Origin of the sequence: Eubacterium segne, assembly GCF_014287775.1 — a bacterium.
GTDB classification, from domain to species: domain Bacteria; phylum Bacillota; class Clostridia; order Lachnospirales; family Lachnospiraceae; genus Eubacterium_G; species Eubacterium_G segne.
Genome location: NZ_JACOOZ010000009.1, coordinates 65,209 through 84,912, shown reverse-complemented (window position 1 = coordinate 84,912; position 19,704 = coordinate 65,209). Strand labels below are relative to the sequence as shown.

Here is a 19,704-nt window from a genome sequence, read left to right as displayed (position 1 = left end):
TGTAACGCCCCCTCCCTCCGGTCAGCGGCAAGTCGTCGGAAACATCCCTGAAAATGAACTTCGTTCATTTGTTTCCTCCTATTTTTAAAAATCTGCAAATCTTTATGTTACAAGTATACAATAAGTAATTGGGATTTTCCTTAATTTCACCTTACAATCCTGCCTTTAACCTTACATTTTTGTAATATACAAAAGGTGGAGCCTAATATTTGTCATATTAAAGCTCCACCCGAAATAAAAGAAGTATTATATTGTGATGTAACCGGGGAAATTGGGTAATAATAAAGTAATTTGGTTACATCATGTTATGAAGTCACTATTTTACAAGAATATTTTTATAATTAAATGGTTTTTCTGTATATGAAGAATCTGTTACCTTTAAAATATTGTTATAAAGGTAAGAATGTGCTGCCTCATTTGGCATTAACTCCTTCTGATACAAAGAATCTGCTATGTCATATACCTTCAAAGATTCTACCTCTCCGTATACATATTCTCCATTCTTTAACTGTACATATGGTCTTACCATTATACCTGCCTGATAAAATTCCTTTGTTTTAACAAATTCCATTGTCATGGCATAAAGTGATGTGTCACCACTTTTAGAAAGTAATCCTGCATTGGTTGCTGCATAGTCGTAAACTGCCTGATTTCCACTTCCCACAACCATTTCATTTTCTGTTGCCTTATCTGAAAGTCCATATATAAGACCTGCTTTTACCACTTCATTGTCACTGTCTGATACATTATATAAAACTCTGTATCCTTCAACTGTAGTGCTTATCTGGTAGCCCTTAACTGATGTCTGAACCTTTGTGTCCGGCTTTGTTGTAGGAGCCTGTGTTGGTGCTTCCGTAGGCTTTTCTGTCGGTGTCTGTGTTGGTACCTCTGTAGGCTTTTCTGTTGGTGCCTCTGTTTCAGGTTCAGTTGGAATTTCTGACGAACCTCCGTTTTTGTCAGTAAGATATGCTCTGTTAAGTCTGGTTATTTCATTATTTACCTCACTTAACATGGAATATCCGTTTACCTTAAAATTCTTAACTCCTGAAAAGCAACATTTTAACATACCTGTAAACTCTACAGACTCTCCCGGTGAAAGTGCACTGGTGGATGTAAGGGTTACTGTTGTAAAGTCACCTTTATCTTCCGTGGTAGCCGTTGCCCCCCATGCACTGGTAAATTTACTGGATTTCGGTAAATCAAAACTTAAAGTATAACCTGCCGGAAATGCCACAGATTCATTATTTGTAAGTTTTATTGTGTATGTGTAGTTTGGATGATCGTATTTTCCACCAAAATCCACACTAAAATTTAATGTATCATTAGTATAATCCACATCTGATGATACCTTTGATGCCCCCTTTGCCTTAAACTGGTCATGGAACATGGATGTAAGAGTATCACCTATTACATATTTCTGCTGCTGTTCGTCATAATCATAATCTCCGTGCATAACCCATATGAGAACACCGCCTAAATTGTTGTTGTTTACATAATTTATTCTTTCCTGTACTGATTCTGTGTCTTCAAATGTAAGGAATGTGTTATTTTGTGCATTCCAGATATGAGGAACCTTTCCTACGTCATCCCAGTAACGCTTATAGTTTGAATTGGATTTCATAAGATTCATTACATGCCAGAGGGGATTAGCACCTGCTGCCACTTCTTTTCCATTTTCATCTAAATCGCACCATAAGTTAAGATTATCAACGCTGTTAGTAAGAGGTGTACCTGACGAACCGTGTAATCCGTTGGTTCCTCCGGAAACATTTGTCCAACCTCTTGTATAATAAGGAACACCCATTAAAATCTTTTCAGACTGAACTTTTCCTCTGTAAAACCGGTAAGCCCAGTCAAATCCCAATGTTTTAACGTCCACCTGGGCTGTTTCCGTATCTGCCGGATCAGCGTAAAGATTTGCCTGATTTTCTACATAATTGTTCCATCCACCATGGAAGTCATAGGACATAACTGATACAAAATCCAAGTAATCTAAAAAGGCTGAATTTGTCTGCCCTCCAAGAACCCATGATGATGCTGCTACCGCAGATGTAAGCCAATAATATGTTCCGTCTTCCTTTGATGCCTTAGCTAAATCTTCACTAAGTATTTTTATAAACTGGGCGTATCTGTCTGCAATTCCCGATCTTATAGATTCAGTAAAGTCCGTATAATTTCCTGACTGTGGGGTTTCTGACGGGAACTCAAAGTCAATATCAATGCCGTCAAAACCGTACTTTCTAATAAATGAAACTGCCGAAGCACTGAATTTTCTCATGGACGCTTCATTTTGTGTGGCATACCAAAGACCTTCTGATGCTCCCCAGCCACCTGTTGAAATAAGAACGGTTACATCAGGATGCATTTTCTTTAATGTGTGCATTATGTTAAATTGTCCGTAGTATCCAAGGGAGTCATCCATCTTAATTACCTGTCCGTCATGTTTAAAGGTTGTGCCTTCAAACTTACTTTCAATGTCATGTTCCGGATCTCCTACCTCCAGCTCACATGTATCTTTATTAACAATACCAAAAGCATACTGAATATGAGTAAGCTTATCCCACTGTAAATCTGCTATATTGAAATATTCATGTGCCTGGGATGTAATTGCGTAGCTTGGAAAATAACCCACAACCTTTTTGTTGTAATAATTAGACGGAAGTGTAACTCCATTTACGTTTGTTCCAATTTGTGGGTCTAATGTGACTGTTGCTTTTCCCGGTTTAAGACTTCCTAAATCACCTGTATCTCCCCCTGATGTTGACCCGGAAACCAGCTCCCAAGGACCTCCGTTTGAAGGTGTGTCCCCCTTAGTCCACCATTTACATTTGTAAATTGCTCCGTTGTATTCCACTTCATCTCCCCCTGTGTAAATTGTTTCGCTGTTCCATGCAGCCGCTCCATAAACCACGCTAGACTGCATACTGCTAAATCCACCTGTAAATGACAGCACAGTCACTGCCATTACAAGGGCCATAAATTTAGCAAGCATTCTCTTTGCTTTCCTTGTCATTATGACTTTTCCCTCCTTTAAAATTTGCCTTTTCGTCCATTCTAGCAAGGGTTTTAGCCATATGTCAAACCTATTTAAAAAGTAGCCAATTATGTTAAATATTACCAATTATATACAATTTTTTGTTCTAAAATTTTATGAAAACCCGAGTTCCAACACCTATTTGAGAATCAATTTCTATCTTATGATTCAGCCGGTCAAGAATCTGTTTTGTAAGATACAAACCAAGACCTGTAGCCTTTTTGTCCTTTCTTCCGTTGTAACCTGTATATCCCCTGTCAAAAATTCTTGGCAAATCCTCTTTTGCAATGCCAATGCCTGAGTCCTTAATTAAAAGTTCATCATTATCAAAGGATATACATATTTCCCCTTTTGAAGTATACTTAAGGGCATTTGATATAAGCTGTTTAAGGACAAATACCATCCACTTTTCATCTGTTACAACCTTCCTGCTTTCATCCACCTGTATTTTCACTGAAATTCCTTTAGAAATAAAGATTCTGGCAAAGTATTTCACTGCCTGATTAACCATATCTTTTACACTATAATCTGCCAAAACATAGTCATTTCCGCCACCTTCAAGTCGCAGATATTGAAGCATCATATCCTGATATTGTTCAATTTCAAACAACCGGTTAAGGATTTCAATCCGGATTTCTTCATCAGTATCGTTAGCTAATAACTGCAATGCGGTAATGGGAGTTTTTATCTGATGTGACCACAATGTAACATATTCCATTGTTTCTTTTTTTGAATTTAGAATATTATTTATTTCTTCGTTTTTTTCATTAGTCAGTAATTTAAGAAGCTCTGTGTACATTTTCTCAATCTGATTTGAGGTTTTAGGCAAATTATCCAATGTTACATCAATACTATTTTCTGCCATGGTAAGACTTCGGCACTTTTTATAATAACAAACAAAATCAACCACAAGGCAAATACCCAAAGCCATGCACCCTAATGCCGTGGGGTACCATACATACTTAAACTCTATTCCACATAAAGCAAACACGCCGGAAAATATGGCAATCCAGAATAAAATAGCAATAAATATTAACTTTCTGTCCTTTAAATATTTCATCAACATACCATGTAACCTAACCCTTTTTTTGTCTTTACAAAATCATCTAATCCTATATCCTTTAGTTTTTTTCTGATTCTGTTTATATTCACTGTTAATGTATTATCATCTATAAAATTTTCACTGTCCCACAAATGCATCATAATGGTGTCACGACTTACAACGCTTCCTGAATTTTCCATAAGAAGCGCCAATATTTGAAATTCATTTTTTGAAAGTTCAGTTTTTTCTCCGTTATAAAGACAGGTGCCGTCCATAAGATTAAGTATTACCCCATTGTTTTCTATGGTATTAAGCTGACCTGCATAAGAGTAGCTTCTTCTGATAAGAGCCGATATTTTGGCAGTAAGTACCGTAAGGTCAAAGGGTTTTGATATGAAATCGTCTCCGCCCATATTCATTGCCATAACTATATTCATACTGTCATCGGCAGAAGATATAAAAATAATGGGAATTTTGAACATTTTCCGTATTTCCCCGCACCAGTAAAATCCATTAAAATATGGCAGGGTTATGTCTAACAAAATTAAATCCGGCTGAAAATCAGATACTTCTTTTAATACATTTCCAAAATCCTTCGCTATGTAAACATTATATGCCCATTTTTCCAAATGACTTTTTATTTTTTCTGCTATGGTATTGTCATCTTCCACTATCATTATATTGTATTTATTTTCCGTCATATAACTGCTCTCCATTAAAATCATACTTATTATAATACCCCCGGCAAAACTGTATTCCACCGGGGGTATTTCCTAATCAAGTTTACTTGTACAATGTGGGCATCTGTCTGCGTCAATGTGTATTTCCGACTTACAATGTGGACAGATTTTCGTAGTTGCTTCCTGTGGCACCTCATTATGAGTTCTTAACTTGTTCATTGCCTTAACAAGCAAAAATACCACAAATGCCATAATTATGAAATTCAAAAGTCCTGTAATAAATGTTCCATAATTAAGAGTGGCTGCCCCTGCTTTCTGTGCCTGTGCCAACGTATCATATTCTTTTCCGTCAAGGGATAAAAACAGATTGCTGAAATCAATTTTTCCCGTAAAGATACTGATAACAGGCATTATTATGTTGTCAACTAAAGACGTCACTAATGAATTAAAAGCTCCACCGATGATTACACCTACAGCAAGGTCAATCATGTTGCCTTTTAACGCAAACTCTTTAAACTCTTTTAACATAGATTATCTCCTCGTCATTTGTATTTTTTCTACTGTTTATATTATCACAGTTATTTCAAATATATAACCCCCAATTCCGTAAAAGAATCAGGGGTTATATATTTGTTTTTATTTTACCGGAACTATTGTATTTCCCCAGTCATAATCTACTGTTTTGTATTCCGGCGATACTTTCTTTAAAATGTTATTGTACAGATAATCATGTGCTGCTGCATTTGTGGAACATGCTTTCTGATACAAATAATCTGCTACATTATACACAGAATAATCATGTACATCACCATAAACATATTCCCCGGTTTTTTCAGGGCATTTTCTGTCATCTCACACTCTATAAAATCAATAATATAATATTCTGCTTCATTACCTGAGTCTTTTTGAAGTCTTATTTTTTCTCCTTTGTTAAGGGTTTCATTAAAAAATATCCGGCTTTTGTAATGTAAATTCAACATAATCCCCATTATTTTTTAATTTCACACCCTGTCTGCCACTTGCCTCTGACTGAATATCAGTACGGTAAGTCCGACTTTTCGCTAAAACTTCTGCATTAGTTGAAGCTGCCTCTGCATTTCCATAAACGTAGGCATTAACTTCCGACCACTCAGAGGTTGCCAGAAAATAAACCGTTGTGGATTCTGCTCCTTTAGCCGTGCTTATGTTTTCCGTACATATTATTGACATAAACATACAAACCGACATAATACATGCCATTATCTTTTTTATCATCATGGATACCAATCCCACCATAATTTTTATATGGCAAAAACAAATTAAAAAGGTTGAAAGAATGATTTGTTTTTTCCCTTCCTTTTCACATTTCTTTCAACCTTTATTAAATCGTCTATATTGATATCTTTATTTTATCATTTTTAAGTTTGCACTTATACTCTCCGTTTTTTATAAAACTCACATTTTTTTATTTTTTTAACTTTACTCCATTTTCCCGGATAAAGCTTTTTATTAACAACCTTTATTGCTCTTGCCTTTATGTAATACTTCTTATTCTTCTTTAATCCTTTAATCACCTTCTTTACGGACTTTATCACAACTTTCTTAGTTGTCTTCTTTGTAAATCTCTTTGAGGTTGAAACTTTAATCTCGTATTTTGACGCTCCTTTTATTTTCTTTAATTTAAGACTTATCTTTTTGTTGTTTTTACTTCTTAAGGCTCTTACCACCTTTGTCTTTCCGGGCTTTGTTACTTTATATGATGTATTTTTAGTTGTAGTCACTGTCTGCTGATTTTTTGTAGTAACTTCCGTAATATTTTCTTTAGTTTCCTCCTGCTGTTTTTTAGTAGTAACTTCCGTAATATTTTCTTTAGTTTCCTCCTGCTGTTTTTTAGTAGTTTCAGTAGGTTTCACTGTTGGTGCCACAGTTGGCTTCTCCGTAGTTGTCTGACTGTTTACATAGTCAGGATCAGGTATTGTTGCTGTTGTAACAAAAGATACATTTTCAACTTTTACCTTAAGGGAACTTCCTGCATCAATAACATCCCCGTCATTGGCAATTCCCATACCAAACTTAAGACTTACTGTCCCATCAAAATCCTTAGGAATATTAACATCTGTTTCATAATAATATGGTTCATTTGCTTTTAAGGTAATGTAGCCTCCTGCTAAAGCATCCTCTGCATCATCTGCCACCTTTACAAATATTCTTTTATCTTTATCCGAGGTAATTGTACACTTATATTTATATGTATTTCCCGGATAATATTTAAGATTCATTAATTTTCCCTGTATTCCCCATATGCTGTCCTTATCACCGGTTCTTCCCACTGATGTGGCATTAATTGTAAATCCATCAGCTATTGTTCCGTTAGATGTAAGGGTTCCTGATGCGCCTGTCCATCCACTTCCAAAAAAATCTGACCATGAGCCGGTATATTTTGCTACAGAATCTTCCGTAACTGTAACATATGGGCCATCGTATTCCGTGGTAGGTGCCTCTTCCTTTTGCCATACCTTTACCCAATCCACATACATCACTGCTGTTTTGTAATCCTCAGGTGGTGTCTGCTTTCCTGTATACAGTGTACCTGTTCCACCAATAGCAAGGTTTAAAAGAAAATACTGATACTGCTGAAAACAATAGCTGTTACTACTGTTGAATTTTTCAGTATGATAGCTTACCCCATCCACAGTCCATTCAATATGTTTTTCGTCCCAGATAATACCGTAAGTATGCCAGTTAGTAATACCATTATTTACATTGTCACTAAAATAGTAATCCCCTCCCTGATATCTGTGGTCATAGTTTCCGCCAAATCCGTTGGGATTCCAGTGAATACATCCCCCAACATAATTTCTGTCATTGGCATGTTCCATAATGTCAAGTTCTCCATTATCAGGCCATTTACCTTTTTCACCCATCATCCAAAATGCCGGCCATACTCCTGACTGGTTCCCATTTTCCACCTTTATTCTTGCTTCCATCTTTCCATATTTAAAATTCTTTTTTCCCCTTGAAATAATACGTCCTGATGTGTATTTAAAATTCTTATAATTTTCCTTCTTTGCAGTTATCTTCAAATAACCATCTGACACGGAAATATTCTCCGGTCTGTCTGTGTAATATTCCGCTTCTCCATTTCCCCATCCCCAGTTTCCGTTTCCTATTTCATATGTCCATGTATTTGTATCAAGACTTGTTCCGTTAAATTCATCACTCCATACTTCTTTCCAGTCTCCTACCGCAGCCTTGACTTCTGATTGGTCATTATTATAGAAAGTAATTCCTGACAATAGCAGACTTGTAGCTAATATATAAGCTGTAATCTTTTTTGTTATCCTCATAATTTTCGTTCCTTTCGTACATTAGTAAGTGGCAATATTTGCCTTTAACATTTGCATAATTTATATACTTTAATATAAACAAATAAAATCGTTTTTATCAAGTTATTTGTACAAATTTCATAAAATTTATTTGTATTTTCTTTTTTATTCCAATAATTCTAATAAAAAAATCCTTTTTTTACTTTCATTATTTCCAATAGCATTTTTTAGATATAATTAGTATATACAAATTGTTTTTCTTTTAGTGTATACTAGCTTGTGACGTATAAGCAGTTTATACTTTAAATATTATTAAGTTAATTGAAAGGATTAGAAGAATGAATTACGAAAGTCTGGGGGGTAAAATTAAAGAACTAAGAATCAGCATGGATTTAACACAGGCTCAGGTAGCTGAGGCTTTAAATGTGACTCCCGGTTACATTAGCAATGTTGAAAACAACAGAACAGCAATGTCACTTAGAATACTTATTTACTATGCTAAGTTAATGAACATTACTCTTGATTCACTGGTTGGTCGTGTAGAACCTGAATACGAAAATACCGCTCTTGACAACGAACTTATAGGACTTATTAAACATATGAGCGATGAAAACAAACTTAAACTTATTAACACTATAAAGATTTGGAAGTAATATTAACAGTTACTACTTACTGTTTTATGGTACTAAAAAGCTGTAGCATATGGAGTTATTATCCGCACACTACAGCTTTTTTAATTACCGTGTTTATTCAAATTTCTATTTCCACGGTTTTACAACTATGTCATTCCAATTGTAGTCTATTTCTTTATAATTAGAATTTACAACTTTCAATATCTTGTCATACAAATAACTGTGACCTGAGAAAGTATTCATCTTTCTTCCCTGATACAATGTATCTGCAATAGAGTAAATTGTGTATGTCTTTACATCACTATACACATATTTACCATTCTTAAGCTGTGCATAAGCTCTTACCATCATTTTATCACTGAAGTATTTTTCTGTATTTACAAACTGCATTGTCATTGTATAGCTCTGTCCACCTTCAAAGGTACTGTATGAAATCGGACATTTACCTGCTTCTGTTGACTGATATGACTTAACTGAACTATTGCTACTGTTTACTACCATATCTGCTGCTGTTGCGTAATCTGACAAACCATATACCAAACCTGAGCTTACAACTTCGTCATTAGGGTCTGCCACTGAATATACTACTCTGTGACCTTCTACAGTTGTACTAATCTGATATCCGTTAATTTCAATTGTAAAATCATCTTCCGGAGCCTGTGTTGGTGCTTCCGTTGGTTTCTCAGTAGGTGCCTCTGTCGGCTTTTCCGTAACAGGTACTGTTGTTTCTTCTGCCTTTTTGCTTACTGTTAAATCAGCTACATTACATGCTCCACTGTCTGCAACTATTGACAACTTATAGGTTCCCTTAGCAGGAAGTGTAATATCAGCTGTGTGATTTACAAATGTTGTCCATGAGCTGCTTGCTGTAATAGGAACTGTTGCCACTACTGTATCATTTAACTTAACAATAATGTTCTTTGCATTATACTGTGCATCCCCTGCTGCTAACGGAAGATTAATAGTATATGTTCCCTTCTGTGCTGCCTTAATATAGTAATCTAAGTATGAATTATTAACAAGATTTCCGGCATACTTAACATTTCCCTCTGTGTTAATTGTAATTCCTGATGTTTTATCGCCATAGGAATCAATGCTGATGGTTCCCGGAATATCTGTAACTGTTGCTGTTGTTCCGCCTTTTCCAACTACTGCCGTGGCTGAATTATAAATAGCATTCATAAGGCTTAAGCTTGAGTTAGTTGTATCCTGACTGATTTCCCAAATCATAATACCGCCGGCATTTTCTGCTGCGAATTTTGCCTTCTGGGACATTGTATTAATACCGTTATAATAAACTGTTGTTCCATTAATAACAGCTGAATCATTGTATGCATTAGCTGAGTTGGCATTAACTATATCTGCATATGAGGCCCAGTTAGGTCTCTCATAGAAAGGTACACCAAGAACTACCTTTGATGCATCCATTCCCCTTGTTCCATGCCAGTAATTGTATGAATTTACAATAAGGCTGTATGGTGAATGTCCTGAACCTGCATCTCCATCGTATGCCATAACGTTTATCCAGTCTACCATCTGAAGAACTTCATCTGTCTGGTATGTGCCACCTGTAGCCTGAACTGCTGATGTAAGAACTTTACCTCTTGATGTAAGTCCTGTTCTTAAATATCTCATAAATGATGTAAACTGACTTGCTGAACTTGCTGTAGGATATTCCCAGTCAATATCAACACCGTCAAATCCGTACTGGTCAACAATTGCAAGAATTGCATTAGCAAGAGACTGACGTTTTGCATCTGTATTTGTAGCATTTTCAAATACCCTTGCACACTCTCTTCCGTCTGAATATGACCATCCGCCTACTGCCACATTTACCTTAACATCATTAGCATGAGCTACAGATATAAGGCTGTTAATAACACCGGCAGAACCGGATACGGAATCAATGGTTCCATTATCATTTGGCAACGCAAATGAATAGTTTACGTGGGTAAGTTTATCCCACTGTACTTTTGATGTAAAATCACCATACCAGTTAGGATAATAAGCTACTGCCTTAAAGTTCTTACCATATTTTCCACTTGTAGTAGGAATATCTACGCTTACTTCTTCCTCTGTTGGTGTCTCTGTAGGCTTCTGCGTTGGTGCCTGTGTAGGTGCTTCTGTTGAAGGCTGTGTAGTTTCCTGCTGTCCACCATTTACCTTAGGAAGGGCTGCTGAATTTTTTGCTTCAAATGTCAGCTTTTCCCATGTTCCCACTGTTGTGCTAATGGCATGTAATATACCTGCATTAGTATCATTAATATCTGCCTGAACATAGTAATTATTTACATATGTTCTAAGGGCATATGTTCCGTCACTATTCTGTTCCACATAGAATTTCTCCCATGTTCCAATGCTGCTGCTTCTTGGAAGAATAGGATTTTCAGTATCTGTATCATCAAAAACAGCACATAAATATTTGTTATTTGCTCTTGACTGGAATGATACTGTTCCGTCTGAGTTATATACTACTCTGAACTGCTCCCACTCTCCCGCAGATATTCTGTCTGATATAAGTGCTGTCATACCGTAATTTTCAGCACATACATATTTTCCATTGATATTTGTCTTAATTGAAAAATAACTGTCATCTGTAAGAGCTGTATCTGCCATAACTACTGTTCCAGGCAGTGCAGCCTTCATTACATTGTATACTAAACCGTTAGAGCCTTTATCACCTGTTCCTAAGGATGCAGCTCCCCATTTGGTTCTAATAGTTGCTTCTGAGTCATTCCAAATATCTACCTTATCTGTAGTCTTTTCTTTGTAAATGCCCCATGAACCTGAATTGGTGGTTTTGTATGACCAGGATGTATAATGCCATCCTTCTTTATTAAACCTGTCAAGTTCATATGTCCATCCATCCTGTAAATCAAAACATGTAAACTCACCTATATATGTAGGTACCCCGTAGTTTGCATTGTTTACGCTGTTTACAAGATTATCAACTGCATTTTTCTGCCCTGATAAATCACTTTGATAATCCCATGGATAATGATGGTATTCGTACATTACGTTAGTCCATCCATATGTACTTGGATTTGGGAGATTTGATGTTCCCCAACATGATTCCATAATAATTATATGATCCGGGTCAACGGAGCGGATTGCATTGTACATCTGATTGTAAAATGCCCAATGCTTTGAATTAGTTGTGCCTGCTTTTTCACCAGGCTCATTTAATGTGTCATATGCAGCAACAGCCGGATTGCCTGCATATCTTGCAGCTACTACCTTCCAAAGTTCCAACGTCTGATTTTTCAATGTGTCATTTGAGAAAAATGTAACATCAGATACATTATCAATCACTTCCCCTGAGTGATCCTGTCCGTTCTGTGAACCGAAAGCACCATGTAAATCAAGTATTACATAAATGCCTCTCTTTGATGCCTGCTCTACAAACCAGTCAAGTCTGCTAAAGGCATTGTCTTTAAGTACCCAGGAATTTCCACTTTGTCTGTAGAGATTCATATAAGTAAATGGTACTCTTATAACGCTCATTCCAAGGTTTTTACAATTATCAAAATCTGCCTCTGTCCAATAGTTTGACTCGTATAAATCCAACAGATCATACATTGTACTTTCTCCGAATCTGTTCTTTAACGTAGCCATTGTAGTTTTGTAGTCCCCTGCGTTGGTTGCATTCATCCAGCTTTCCTGAACGAAAACTCCTCCTGCGTTAGTTCCCCTTAAATAAACGTTACTTCCTTTGCCGTAATTATTTTTGATGTAAGTACCGTCACATTTAAGAAAATCATTCTTTGTAAAACCTGTATCGGCAGCTTTAACTTCCTTTACAGTATTTCCTACAAATGAAATACCGCAAATAAGTCCAAGACTTAGGCACACAGCCATTGTCATTGCCAATACTCTCCTCCCCATCTTCTTAAAATATGTCATGTTTCCCTCCATTTTTTCATTTACATGAAATAAAATTTGTATACTAAAATTATATAGACTATCCTGTTAAATTTCCATAAGATAAAAATGTTTTTACATTTTCTCCGTCATTTTCGTAAATTTAGTTTTATTTTCACATTTCAATTTGTCTACTTTGTACAAAAAAGTTGTATTTATTTGTTTTTATCAACCAATTAAATGCAAAAACGGGACAAAAACATACAAAAATGTTTTTGTCCCGTAATAATAATTAACAAACTATCTGTCTAACATTAATTTTTTTATTGCTCTTTTCAGTCCGTCAACGGACAGAGGGTACATATCCACTATTTCTTTTATCATATTTTCCGACTTCATCCAGTACATTTTCGACAAATCTCCGTGAAAGGACGGATTAAGCCATACACAGTGAGGATATTTCTTTTTAAACAGCTGCATCCACTCATGACCTGACAATCCGTTATTAGGCCCGCTGTAGTTGCCGTTTTTGTCTAAATATTCCTCCTCAGCCATTCCTGCATCTCCTACTATTATGACTTTGTATTCCTTGTCATAATTTTTAAATGCCCAGGTTGTATCTATCCAGTCTCCTGAAACACACTCAGGAGTTTTGTACAACTTTGCATAAATGCAGTTATGGAAATAAAAGGTTTTAACATCCTTAAAATGATTAGCCTTGTGAACTGCCTGAAAAAGCTCATTGCACATTTCGCTGTAAGGATACATGGAACCACCGCTGTCAAAAAGCAGCATCAGCTTAACAGTATTCTTCCTTGGCTGCTCAAACTCCAACTTTAAATACCCGCCTCTGTTACAGGTAGAATCAATGGTGCCATCTATATCCAGCTCTGTCTTTGGCAAATCAAGCTTTCGTGAATACTGCCTAAGCTCCCTAAGTGCCACCTGAAACTGTCTCATAGTAAGCTTCTTGTCACGTCTGAAATCCTTGTAACGGCGTTCACCCATAACGGCAAATGCCGTTTTCATTCCTGCCTTGTCTCCTAGCTGAATACCTCCGGAATTTCTTCCGTTCTTTCCGAAAAAAGAACCACCGCCGGTACCAATCCAATACTTTCCTCCGTTATGTTCCGTATGCTGTTCTGCCAGTCTTTCACGAAACATTCTGTGAACCTCTTTAGCTTCCTTTTTGGTTCTTGTATCCTGAAACAATTCCGGATTAGTCATTTTAGCCTCTAAGTCACTGCCATTATGAAGCCACTGGTTAATTTTATCCATATTAATTTTGTCTTCTTTTATATTTTTAAAATATTCCAGAAAAGCAGCATCTAACTTATCATAATCCCCTTCGTTTTTAACAAAAATAGTTCTACAAAGATAATAAAAATCCGTAAAACTGGAATTGGCCAGCCCCTTATCAAGGGCTTCCATCAGGGTAAGCCATTCCGTGGTTGATATATCAAGGCCATTACTTTTCATTGTATAGAAAAAAGAAGTAAACATAAATTCTCCTTTAAATGCTTAGTCTTTTAACAGTTTCTAAATCCTCATCTTTTTTAACAAGTACACCTAAAAACGGAAGTTTTTTGTCTATATCCTCAGGATTTACACCGCCTATTGCAAGGGCTCTTAACCAGTCAATAAATTCAGATGTACTAGGTTTCTTCCTTATATCCCTGATATCCCTTATACGATAAAATGTATCTAATGCCTGCTGAAGAAGGTTTTCTTCAAGGTTTTCAAAATGGGCATCAACTATCTGTTTCATGAGCTTTTTATCAGGAAAGCTAATGTAATGGAATATACAACGTCTTAAAAATGCGTCAGGTAGTTCCTTTTCTGCATTTGAAGTAATAATAACTATAGGTCTTATTTTTGCCTTTACGGTTTCCTTTGTTTCGTTAATGTAAAATTCCATTTTATCTAATTCCCAAAGCAAATCGTTAGGAAATTCCAAATCAGCCTTGTCTATTTCGTCAATAAGCAAAACCACCTGCCTGTCTTTCTTAAATGCCTCCCCTAATTTTCCAAGTTTAATGTATCTTCCTATATCATCTACACCTTCTACCCCAAACTGACTGTCGTACAATCTCTGGATAGTATCATAAATATAAAGACCATCCTGTGCCTTGGTTGTAGATTTAATATTCCATATAAGAAGCTCCTTGTCCAAAGATTTTGCCACGGCTTCTGCTAACATGGTTTTACCTGTTCCCGGCTCTCCCTTTATGAGAAGAGGTTTCTGAAGCTGCATTGCCACTTCAACAGATGCCATCAAATCATCTGATGCCACATAAGTATCTGTTCCCGTAAATTTTGTTTCTTTTGACATATTATTTTCCTTTCAGTTTTTAATGTGGTTTACATAATTTTAACATTCACATTATTATTAATTTTTACTAAATTCCATAAATTCAAGCCCCTCATTTCTGTCTAAAGCCATTTTTATTGACCACTCATTAGTAAATAAAATAAGAGGATTGCCCTTCATGTCTTTTACCTTCTTTGTATCACTAGGACACTTTAAACTGTTAAGGTCAGTGCTTTGATCCTTAACCCATCGAATATAATTATAAGGAAGTGAATCCAATCTTACGTCACAGCCGTACTCATTTTCCATTCTGTATTTCAGCACGTCAAACTGAAGAACACCTACAACTCCTACAATTATTTCTGACATTTCCAAATTGTAGTCCTGGAAAATCTGAATTGCACCTTCCTGGGCTATCTGGGTTACACCCTTCATAAACTGCTTACGTTTCATGGAATCTAATGCCACTAATCTGCAAAAATGCTCCGGTGCAAATGTAGGGATGCCTTCATATGCGAACTTTCTTCCCGGTGAACAAATGGTATCTCCAATGGAGAAAATTCCCGGGTCGAAAACACCCATAACATCACCTGCATAGGCTTCATCTATTACTTTTCTGTCCTGGGCCATAATTTGCTGCGGACGGGATAATCTCATTTTTTTGCCACTTTGCACATGATATACATCCTTTGTGGCATCAAACTTTCCTGAACACACTCTCATAAAGGCAATTCTGTCATGATGTGCCTTGTTCATATTTGCCTGAATTTTGAAAACAAATCCTGAAAAAGGTTCTTCCACCGGGTCAATTAATCCTTCATTTGACATTCTAGGCAATGGAGATTCCGTCATTTTGAGAAAATGCTCTAAGAATGTTTCCACACCGAAAGTTGTAAGGGCTGAACCGAAAAATACCGGTGACAATTCTCCCTTATCTACAAGTTCCTGATCAAAAGGTTCGCTGGCTCCGTCAAGAAGCTCCGTATCCTCCATTAACTGGTCATACAAATCATCCCCTATTTCCGCCTTTAATGCCTCATCCTCTACGCTGTATGTAGTTTCTGCAGCACTTTTTGAGCCACCAACTGAAACTGCCTGAAACATTGACACATTCTTGGTGTTTCTGTCGTAAACTCCCTTAAATCTCTTACCTGAACCAATAGGCCAGTTAATAGGGCATGTTTTAATTCCCAACACATTTTCAATTTCTTCTAATAATTCATAAGGGTCTCTTGCCTCTAAATCCATTTTATTTATAAATGTAAAAATAGGAATGTGGCGCATTACACATACTTTAAAAAGCTTGATGGTCTGTGCCTCAACACCCTTTGACGCATCAATTACCATTACTGCTGAATCTGCTGCCATTAATGTACGATATGTGTCTTCTGAGAAATCCTGATGTCCCGGTGTGTCTAATATGTTAATGCAGTATCCCTCATAATCAAATTGAAGGGCTGATGATGTTACAGAGATACCTCTTTCCTTTTCTATATCCATCCAGTCTGAAACCGCATACTTTGAATTTGCCTTTCCCTTAACGGAACCTGCTGTATTTATGGCTCCTCCGTATAAAAGAAATTTCTCTGTAAGAGTTGTTTTTCCTGCATCCGGATGGGATATTATGGCAAAGGTTCTTCTGTTTTCTATCTGTTGCTTTATGTTTATATCCATTGTTAATCTCCATTCTTAGATTAATTTTTCCCTAATTAGGTGCCCTTTTCTGAATTCCGCTGTTTTTATGGAAAAAGCACCTCTAAAAGTATAACGTATATTTTATTTTCTGCCAACACTTATGTTAATATTTATGGTACTATAAAATAAACAGATATTTCTATAATTAAAAACAATGAAAGGGATTATTATATGAAAAAATATTTAATTCAGGTACCTGTATTTGTAGGATTATGTATCCTTGTTCTTTTTGCTTTTAACCATTTAAAACATGAGCCTGTAACTGAGGTTGACCAGAAAGCTGACAATAGGATAACTGAAAAAGTGACCACTACTAATACTACTGTTTCTGAAACTACATCTTTAGAAGAAACCACATCCTCTGACACAACTATTACCCTTAGCTTTATTGGGGACTGTCTTTGTGCCACAGATGAAAATGCTTATTACGAAAATACTTTTAACGATGTGGCTGACGTAAAACCTGCTTTTTATTTTTTTGAAAAAGTAAGCTCTTATTTTCTTTCAGACGATTTCACCATTGGAGACTGCGAAAACGTGTTTTCTGACTCAAAGAATTTAAAGGTTAGCGACAAAGGTCAATATGCCGACCCAAAAGTTGAAGCTTATTGGTTTAAAAGTAAGGCAAAAAATGCCAATATTTTAAGGGAAGGTGGAATTGATTTTGTTTCTATTTCCAATAATCACATAAATGACTATGGTGCAAAGGGACATGAAGATACCTGCAATGCCCTTGATACAGCCAATGTTAAATGGGGTGAGGAAGGGAAAATTGTCTACTACAAAAAAGATGGTTTTAAAATCGGAATAATATGTGCCAGCATGTATGGAACTTATGCTATTCCTTCCATTAAAGAGGCAGTAGATAATGCATCTAAAAAAAGTGATTACCAGATTTTGTATTTTCATGGTGGAACAGAAGCCATCCATAAACCGGAGCAATGGAAAATAGATGCCTGCCGCGAACTTGTGGATTATGGTGTTGATTTGATTATGGGAGACCATCCTCATGTACTTCAGCCTATGGAGAAATATAACAACAAAACCATTATTTATTCCCTTGGGAACTTTATTTTTGGTGGCAACCGCCACCCTGAAAACCGCACAATAATATATCAGCATACTTTAACTGTCAGAGGCGGAAAGCTGACTAATGAAGCCGGTAAAATAATTCCATGTTACGTGTATACCGGAGATACCAACAATTGGCAGCCTGATATAATAAAGAATAAAACCGAAAAAAGAAAAGTTTTGCAGTTTATGAGTGGCAAAAGGGAGCTACCTTATTAGCCCGGTTTTTCCCCCGGCAATAAAAATCCCAATATTAAAGCGAGAATCAAAAATAAAAATATAGCCATACATATTCTGTAGCATATTTCACGCCTTTTACTTCTAAAAGTTTTTCTTGGCAATCTGCTTGCTATATCTGCAATATTGGTTAAATATATATACGGTATAATTACCGTTGCCTCAGCCACAATAGTTACCAGGATACTTCTAGGTATGTTCATACCCTTGTAGTCTAAAGCTACTGTAGCATAAATATATATTAACCAGACATACACAATGGTAGAAATAATCATTGGTACAATTTTTCTGCGCCTAAATCCCGGAATGGTATCCAGCAGATATTTAAACGTAATAGGTGGCAATTCCTTTTGAGGTGTATTTTTTGTTGAATTTTTCCCGGTCTTTTGACCTTTTTCCGGTTTCTTTAATAATTTCTTTTCAGGTTTGGATGAAGTTTCCGTTTTTTTTAATAAATCCACCTCAGGTTTGGATAAGGTTTCCGTTTTCTTTGGCGAAGTATCCAAAGTCTTTGGCATAATTTTGTCAGATTCATTGTGGCTTTCATCCATTTCCGCTACCTTAGATAATTCCACCATCAACTCATTTACATCACTAAATCTGTTTTTAGGGTCTATTTCCATACATTTATTTACTATTTCTTCAAGATATTCGTTGAAAAGTAATCCCTGATTTTCAAAAAATTCCTTTAACACAACCCCGACTGAATATATGTCACTTCTATTGCTTGTCTGGGAAAATCCATATTGTTCAGGTGCTGCATATCCCACAGTGCCCAGCAATTCCGTGTCCTTGCTCTTCTCATGGTTTTCTTTTCTTGATATGTCAAAATCAATGATTTTCAAAGTCCCTTCATTGCTTATTATTATATTTTTAGGCTGTATGTCACGGTGAACTATGCCCTTTTCATGTATGGCTTTTAAGCCGTTGCAAAGCTCCTCTGCCCTAGTCACTGCCTCCTGCAATGTCAGCCTGTTTCCCTGATAATAATCATCAAATCTCTTGCCATTAACATAATCTTCTATAGCGACACATTCATCCCCCTGTATAAAACATTCGTAAACCCTAACTAGGTTTTTATTTTTAATTTCCTTAAGACCTTTGTATATGTCAAAAGCTGCTTTATGCATTATCTTTTTTACAACCAGCTGCCCTGTATCTACGTTTCTCATTAACAGGGTTTTGCATTTATTTGTATCAGCCAGCACCTTTAATTGTTCATATTTTTTTAAATAATAATCCTCTATAACGTCCATATTTTTAATTCCATTCAAATGTTTTTCAAATCAACTAATTCAATATTTTTCTACTGCATTGTATTGATTTTTTATTTACCTGTGATATATGATAAATAAAGTATACTTTAAAAAATATATTTTGAAAATAAGAAAGGCTCTTTTTATGAAATCAACTGATGAATTATTAAAAATACTAAAAAATTATAACAATATCGAAGAATTTATTGAAGATAACACTGAGGATATAAAAAATACCACCTTTGTACAATACATAACGGAATGTCTGAATAATTGCAATCTGACCAAAGCACAGGTCATAGAAAAATCCAATATTCAAAAAAATTACGCCTATCAGATTTTTAGTGGTTCCAAAAAACCTTCAAGAAATAAGGTTCTTGCCCTTTCCATTTCAATGGGATTAGATACCGATGCCACAAACCGACTTTTAAAATTGTCTGACCACAGCATTTTATATCCCCGTATTAAGCGTGACAGCATAATCCATTTTTCCTTAGAACAGCATTACAATTTAATTGATACCAACATTCTTTTACATGACATGGAGGAGAAAATTATCGAATAATTGCTAAATTATGCT

At 35.9% G+C, this 19,704-nt stretch carries 16 protein-coding genes; 3 read left to right on the top strand and 13 right to left on the bottom strand.

What is annotated here, in order from left to right; genetic code table 11:
• Positions 1-316: 316 nt before the first annotated feature.
• From H8S00_RS13980 to H8S00_RS11895, 8 genes are all read right to left on the bottom strand, one after another.
• Positions 317-3,013 carry a glycosyl hydrolase family 18 protein gene (locus tag H8S00_RS13980; RefSeq protein WP_186840623.1) on the bottom strand — a complete coding sequence of 899 codons (2,697 nt, stop codon included), beginning with the start codon at positions 3,011-3,013 and terminating at the stop codon, positions 317-319.
• 127 nt (positions 3,014-3,140) lie between these two features.
• The gene (locus H8S00_RS11920; protein WP_021952520.1) at positions 3,141-4,094 is read right to left on the bottom strand and encodes a sensor histidine kinase; all 954 of its coding nucleotides are present in this window, start codon (positions 4,092-4,094) and stop codon (positions 3,141-3,143) included.
• The gene (locus H8S00_RS11915; protein WP_021952521.1) at positions 4,094-4,777 is read right to left on the bottom strand and encodes a response regulator transcription factor; all 684 of its coding nucleotides are present in this window, start codon (positions 4,775-4,777) and stop codon (positions 4,094-4,096) included. Before H8S00_RS11915 ends, H8S00_RS11920 begins: the two co-directional genes overlap by 1 nt.
• Before the next feature lie 72 nt (positions 4,778-4,849).
• Positions 4,850-5,284, bottom strand: coding sequence for a large conductance mechanosensitive channel protein MscL (gene mscL, locus H8S00_RS11910; protein WP_021952522.1), 435 nt, complete (start codon positions 5,282-5,284; stop codon positions 4,850-4,852).
• A 108-nt stretch (positions 5,285-5,392) separates the two neighbouring features.
• Positions 5,393-5,545, bottom strand: coding sequence for a hypothetical protein (locus H8S00_RS11905; RefSeq protein ID WP_186840622.1), 153 nt, complete (start codon positions 5,543-5,545; stop codon positions 5,393-5,395).
• The gene (locus H8S00_RS14150; RefSeq protein WP_436233080.1) at positions 5,533-5,736 is read right to left on the bottom strand and encodes a carbohydrate-binding protein; all 204 of its coding nucleotides are present in this window, start codon (positions 5,734-5,736) and stop codon (positions 5,533-5,535) included. Before H8S00_RS14150 ends, H8S00_RS11905 begins: the two co-directional genes overlap by 13 nt.
• A complete protein-coding gene (locus H8S00_RS11900) occupies positions 5,699-6,013 on the bottom strand; it encodes a carbohydrate-binding protein (protein ID WP_021952523.1) in 315 nt (104 codons plus the stop codon). The genes H8S00_RS14150 and H8S00_RS11900 overlap by 38 nt, the downstream gene beginning before the upstream one ends.
• A 152-nt stretch (positions 6,014-6,165) precedes the next feature.
• On the bottom strand, positions 6,166-8,082 hold the full coding sequence (locus H8S00_RS11895; protein WP_118589681.1) for a glycoside hydrolase family 16 protein: 1,917 nt from the start codon (positions 8,080-8,082) through the stop codon (positions 6,166-6,168).
• A gap of 317 nt (positions 8,083-8,399) precedes the next feature.
• On the opposite strand from H8S00_RS11895, the gene H8S00_RS11890 reads away from it, so the two are divergent.
• A complete protein-coding gene (locus H8S00_RS11890; RefSeq protein WP_021952525.1) occupies positions 8,400-8,714 on the top strand; it encodes a helix-turn-helix domain-containing protein in 315 nt (104 codons plus the stop codon).
• 105 nt (positions 8,715-8,819) lie between these two features.
• On the opposite strand, the gene H8S00_RS11885 is transcribed toward H8S00_RS11890, so the two are convergent.
• The 4 genes from H8S00_RS11885 to H8S00_RS11870 all read right to left on the bottom strand — a co-directional run bounded on the left by H8S00_RS11885 (position 8,820) and on the right by H8S00_RS11870 (position 16,539).
• Positions 8,820-12,596 (bottom strand): glycosyl hydrolase family 18 protein, encoded by a 3,777-nt coding sequence (locus H8S00_RS11885; protein WP_186840621.1) that lies wholly within the window; start codon positions 12,594-12,596, stop codon positions 8,820-8,822.
• Between the two features lie 258 nt (positions 12,597-12,854).
• Entirely contained in the window at positions 12,855-14,057 is a 1,203-nt protein-coding gene (locus H8S00_RS11880) for a VWA domain-containing protein (protein ID WP_186840620.1), read from the bottom strand.
• 10 nt (positions 14,058-14,067) lie between these two features.
• The gene (locus tag H8S00_RS11875) at positions 14,068-14,886 is read right to left on the bottom strand and encodes an AAA family ATPase (protein ID WP_118589683.1); all 819 of its coding nucleotides are present in this window, start codon (positions 14,884-14,886) and stop codon (positions 14,068-14,070) included.
• 57 nt (positions 14,887-14,943) lie between these two features.
• Positions 14,944-16,539, bottom strand: a complete 1,596-nt coding sequence (locus H8S00_RS11870) for a peptide chain release factor 3 (RefSeq protein ID WP_118589684.1) — start codon at positions 16,537-16,539, stop codon at positions 14,944-14,946.
• Positions 16,540-16,731: 192 nt separating this feature from the next.
• On the opposite strand from H8S00_RS11870, the gene H8S00_RS11865 reads away from it, so the two are divergent.
• A complete protein-coding gene (locus tag H8S00_RS11865; protein ID WP_118589685.1) occupies positions 16,732-17,850 on the top strand; it encodes a CapA family protein in 1,119 nt (372 codons plus the stop codon).
• Here H8S00_RS11865 and H8S00_RS11860 read toward each other — a convergent pair.
• Positions 17,847-19,142, bottom strand: coding sequence for a serine/threonine-protein kinase (locus tag H8S00_RS11860; RefSeq protein WP_186840619.1), 1,296 nt, complete (start codon positions 19,140-19,142; stop codon positions 17,847-17,849). The two genes, H8S00_RS11865 and H8S00_RS11860, sit on opposite strands and share 4 nt — an antisense overlap.
• Before the next feature lie 127 nt (positions 19,143-19,269).
• Here H8S00_RS11860 and H8S00_RS11855 point away from each other — a divergent pair, with 127 nt between their 5' ends.
• Positions 19,270-19,689, top strand: coding sequence for a hypothetical protein (locus H8S00_RS11855; protein WP_021952532.1), 420 nt, complete (start codon positions 19,270-19,272; stop codon positions 19,687-19,689).
• The last annotated feature ends 15 nt before the right edge of the window (positions 19,690-19,704 follow it).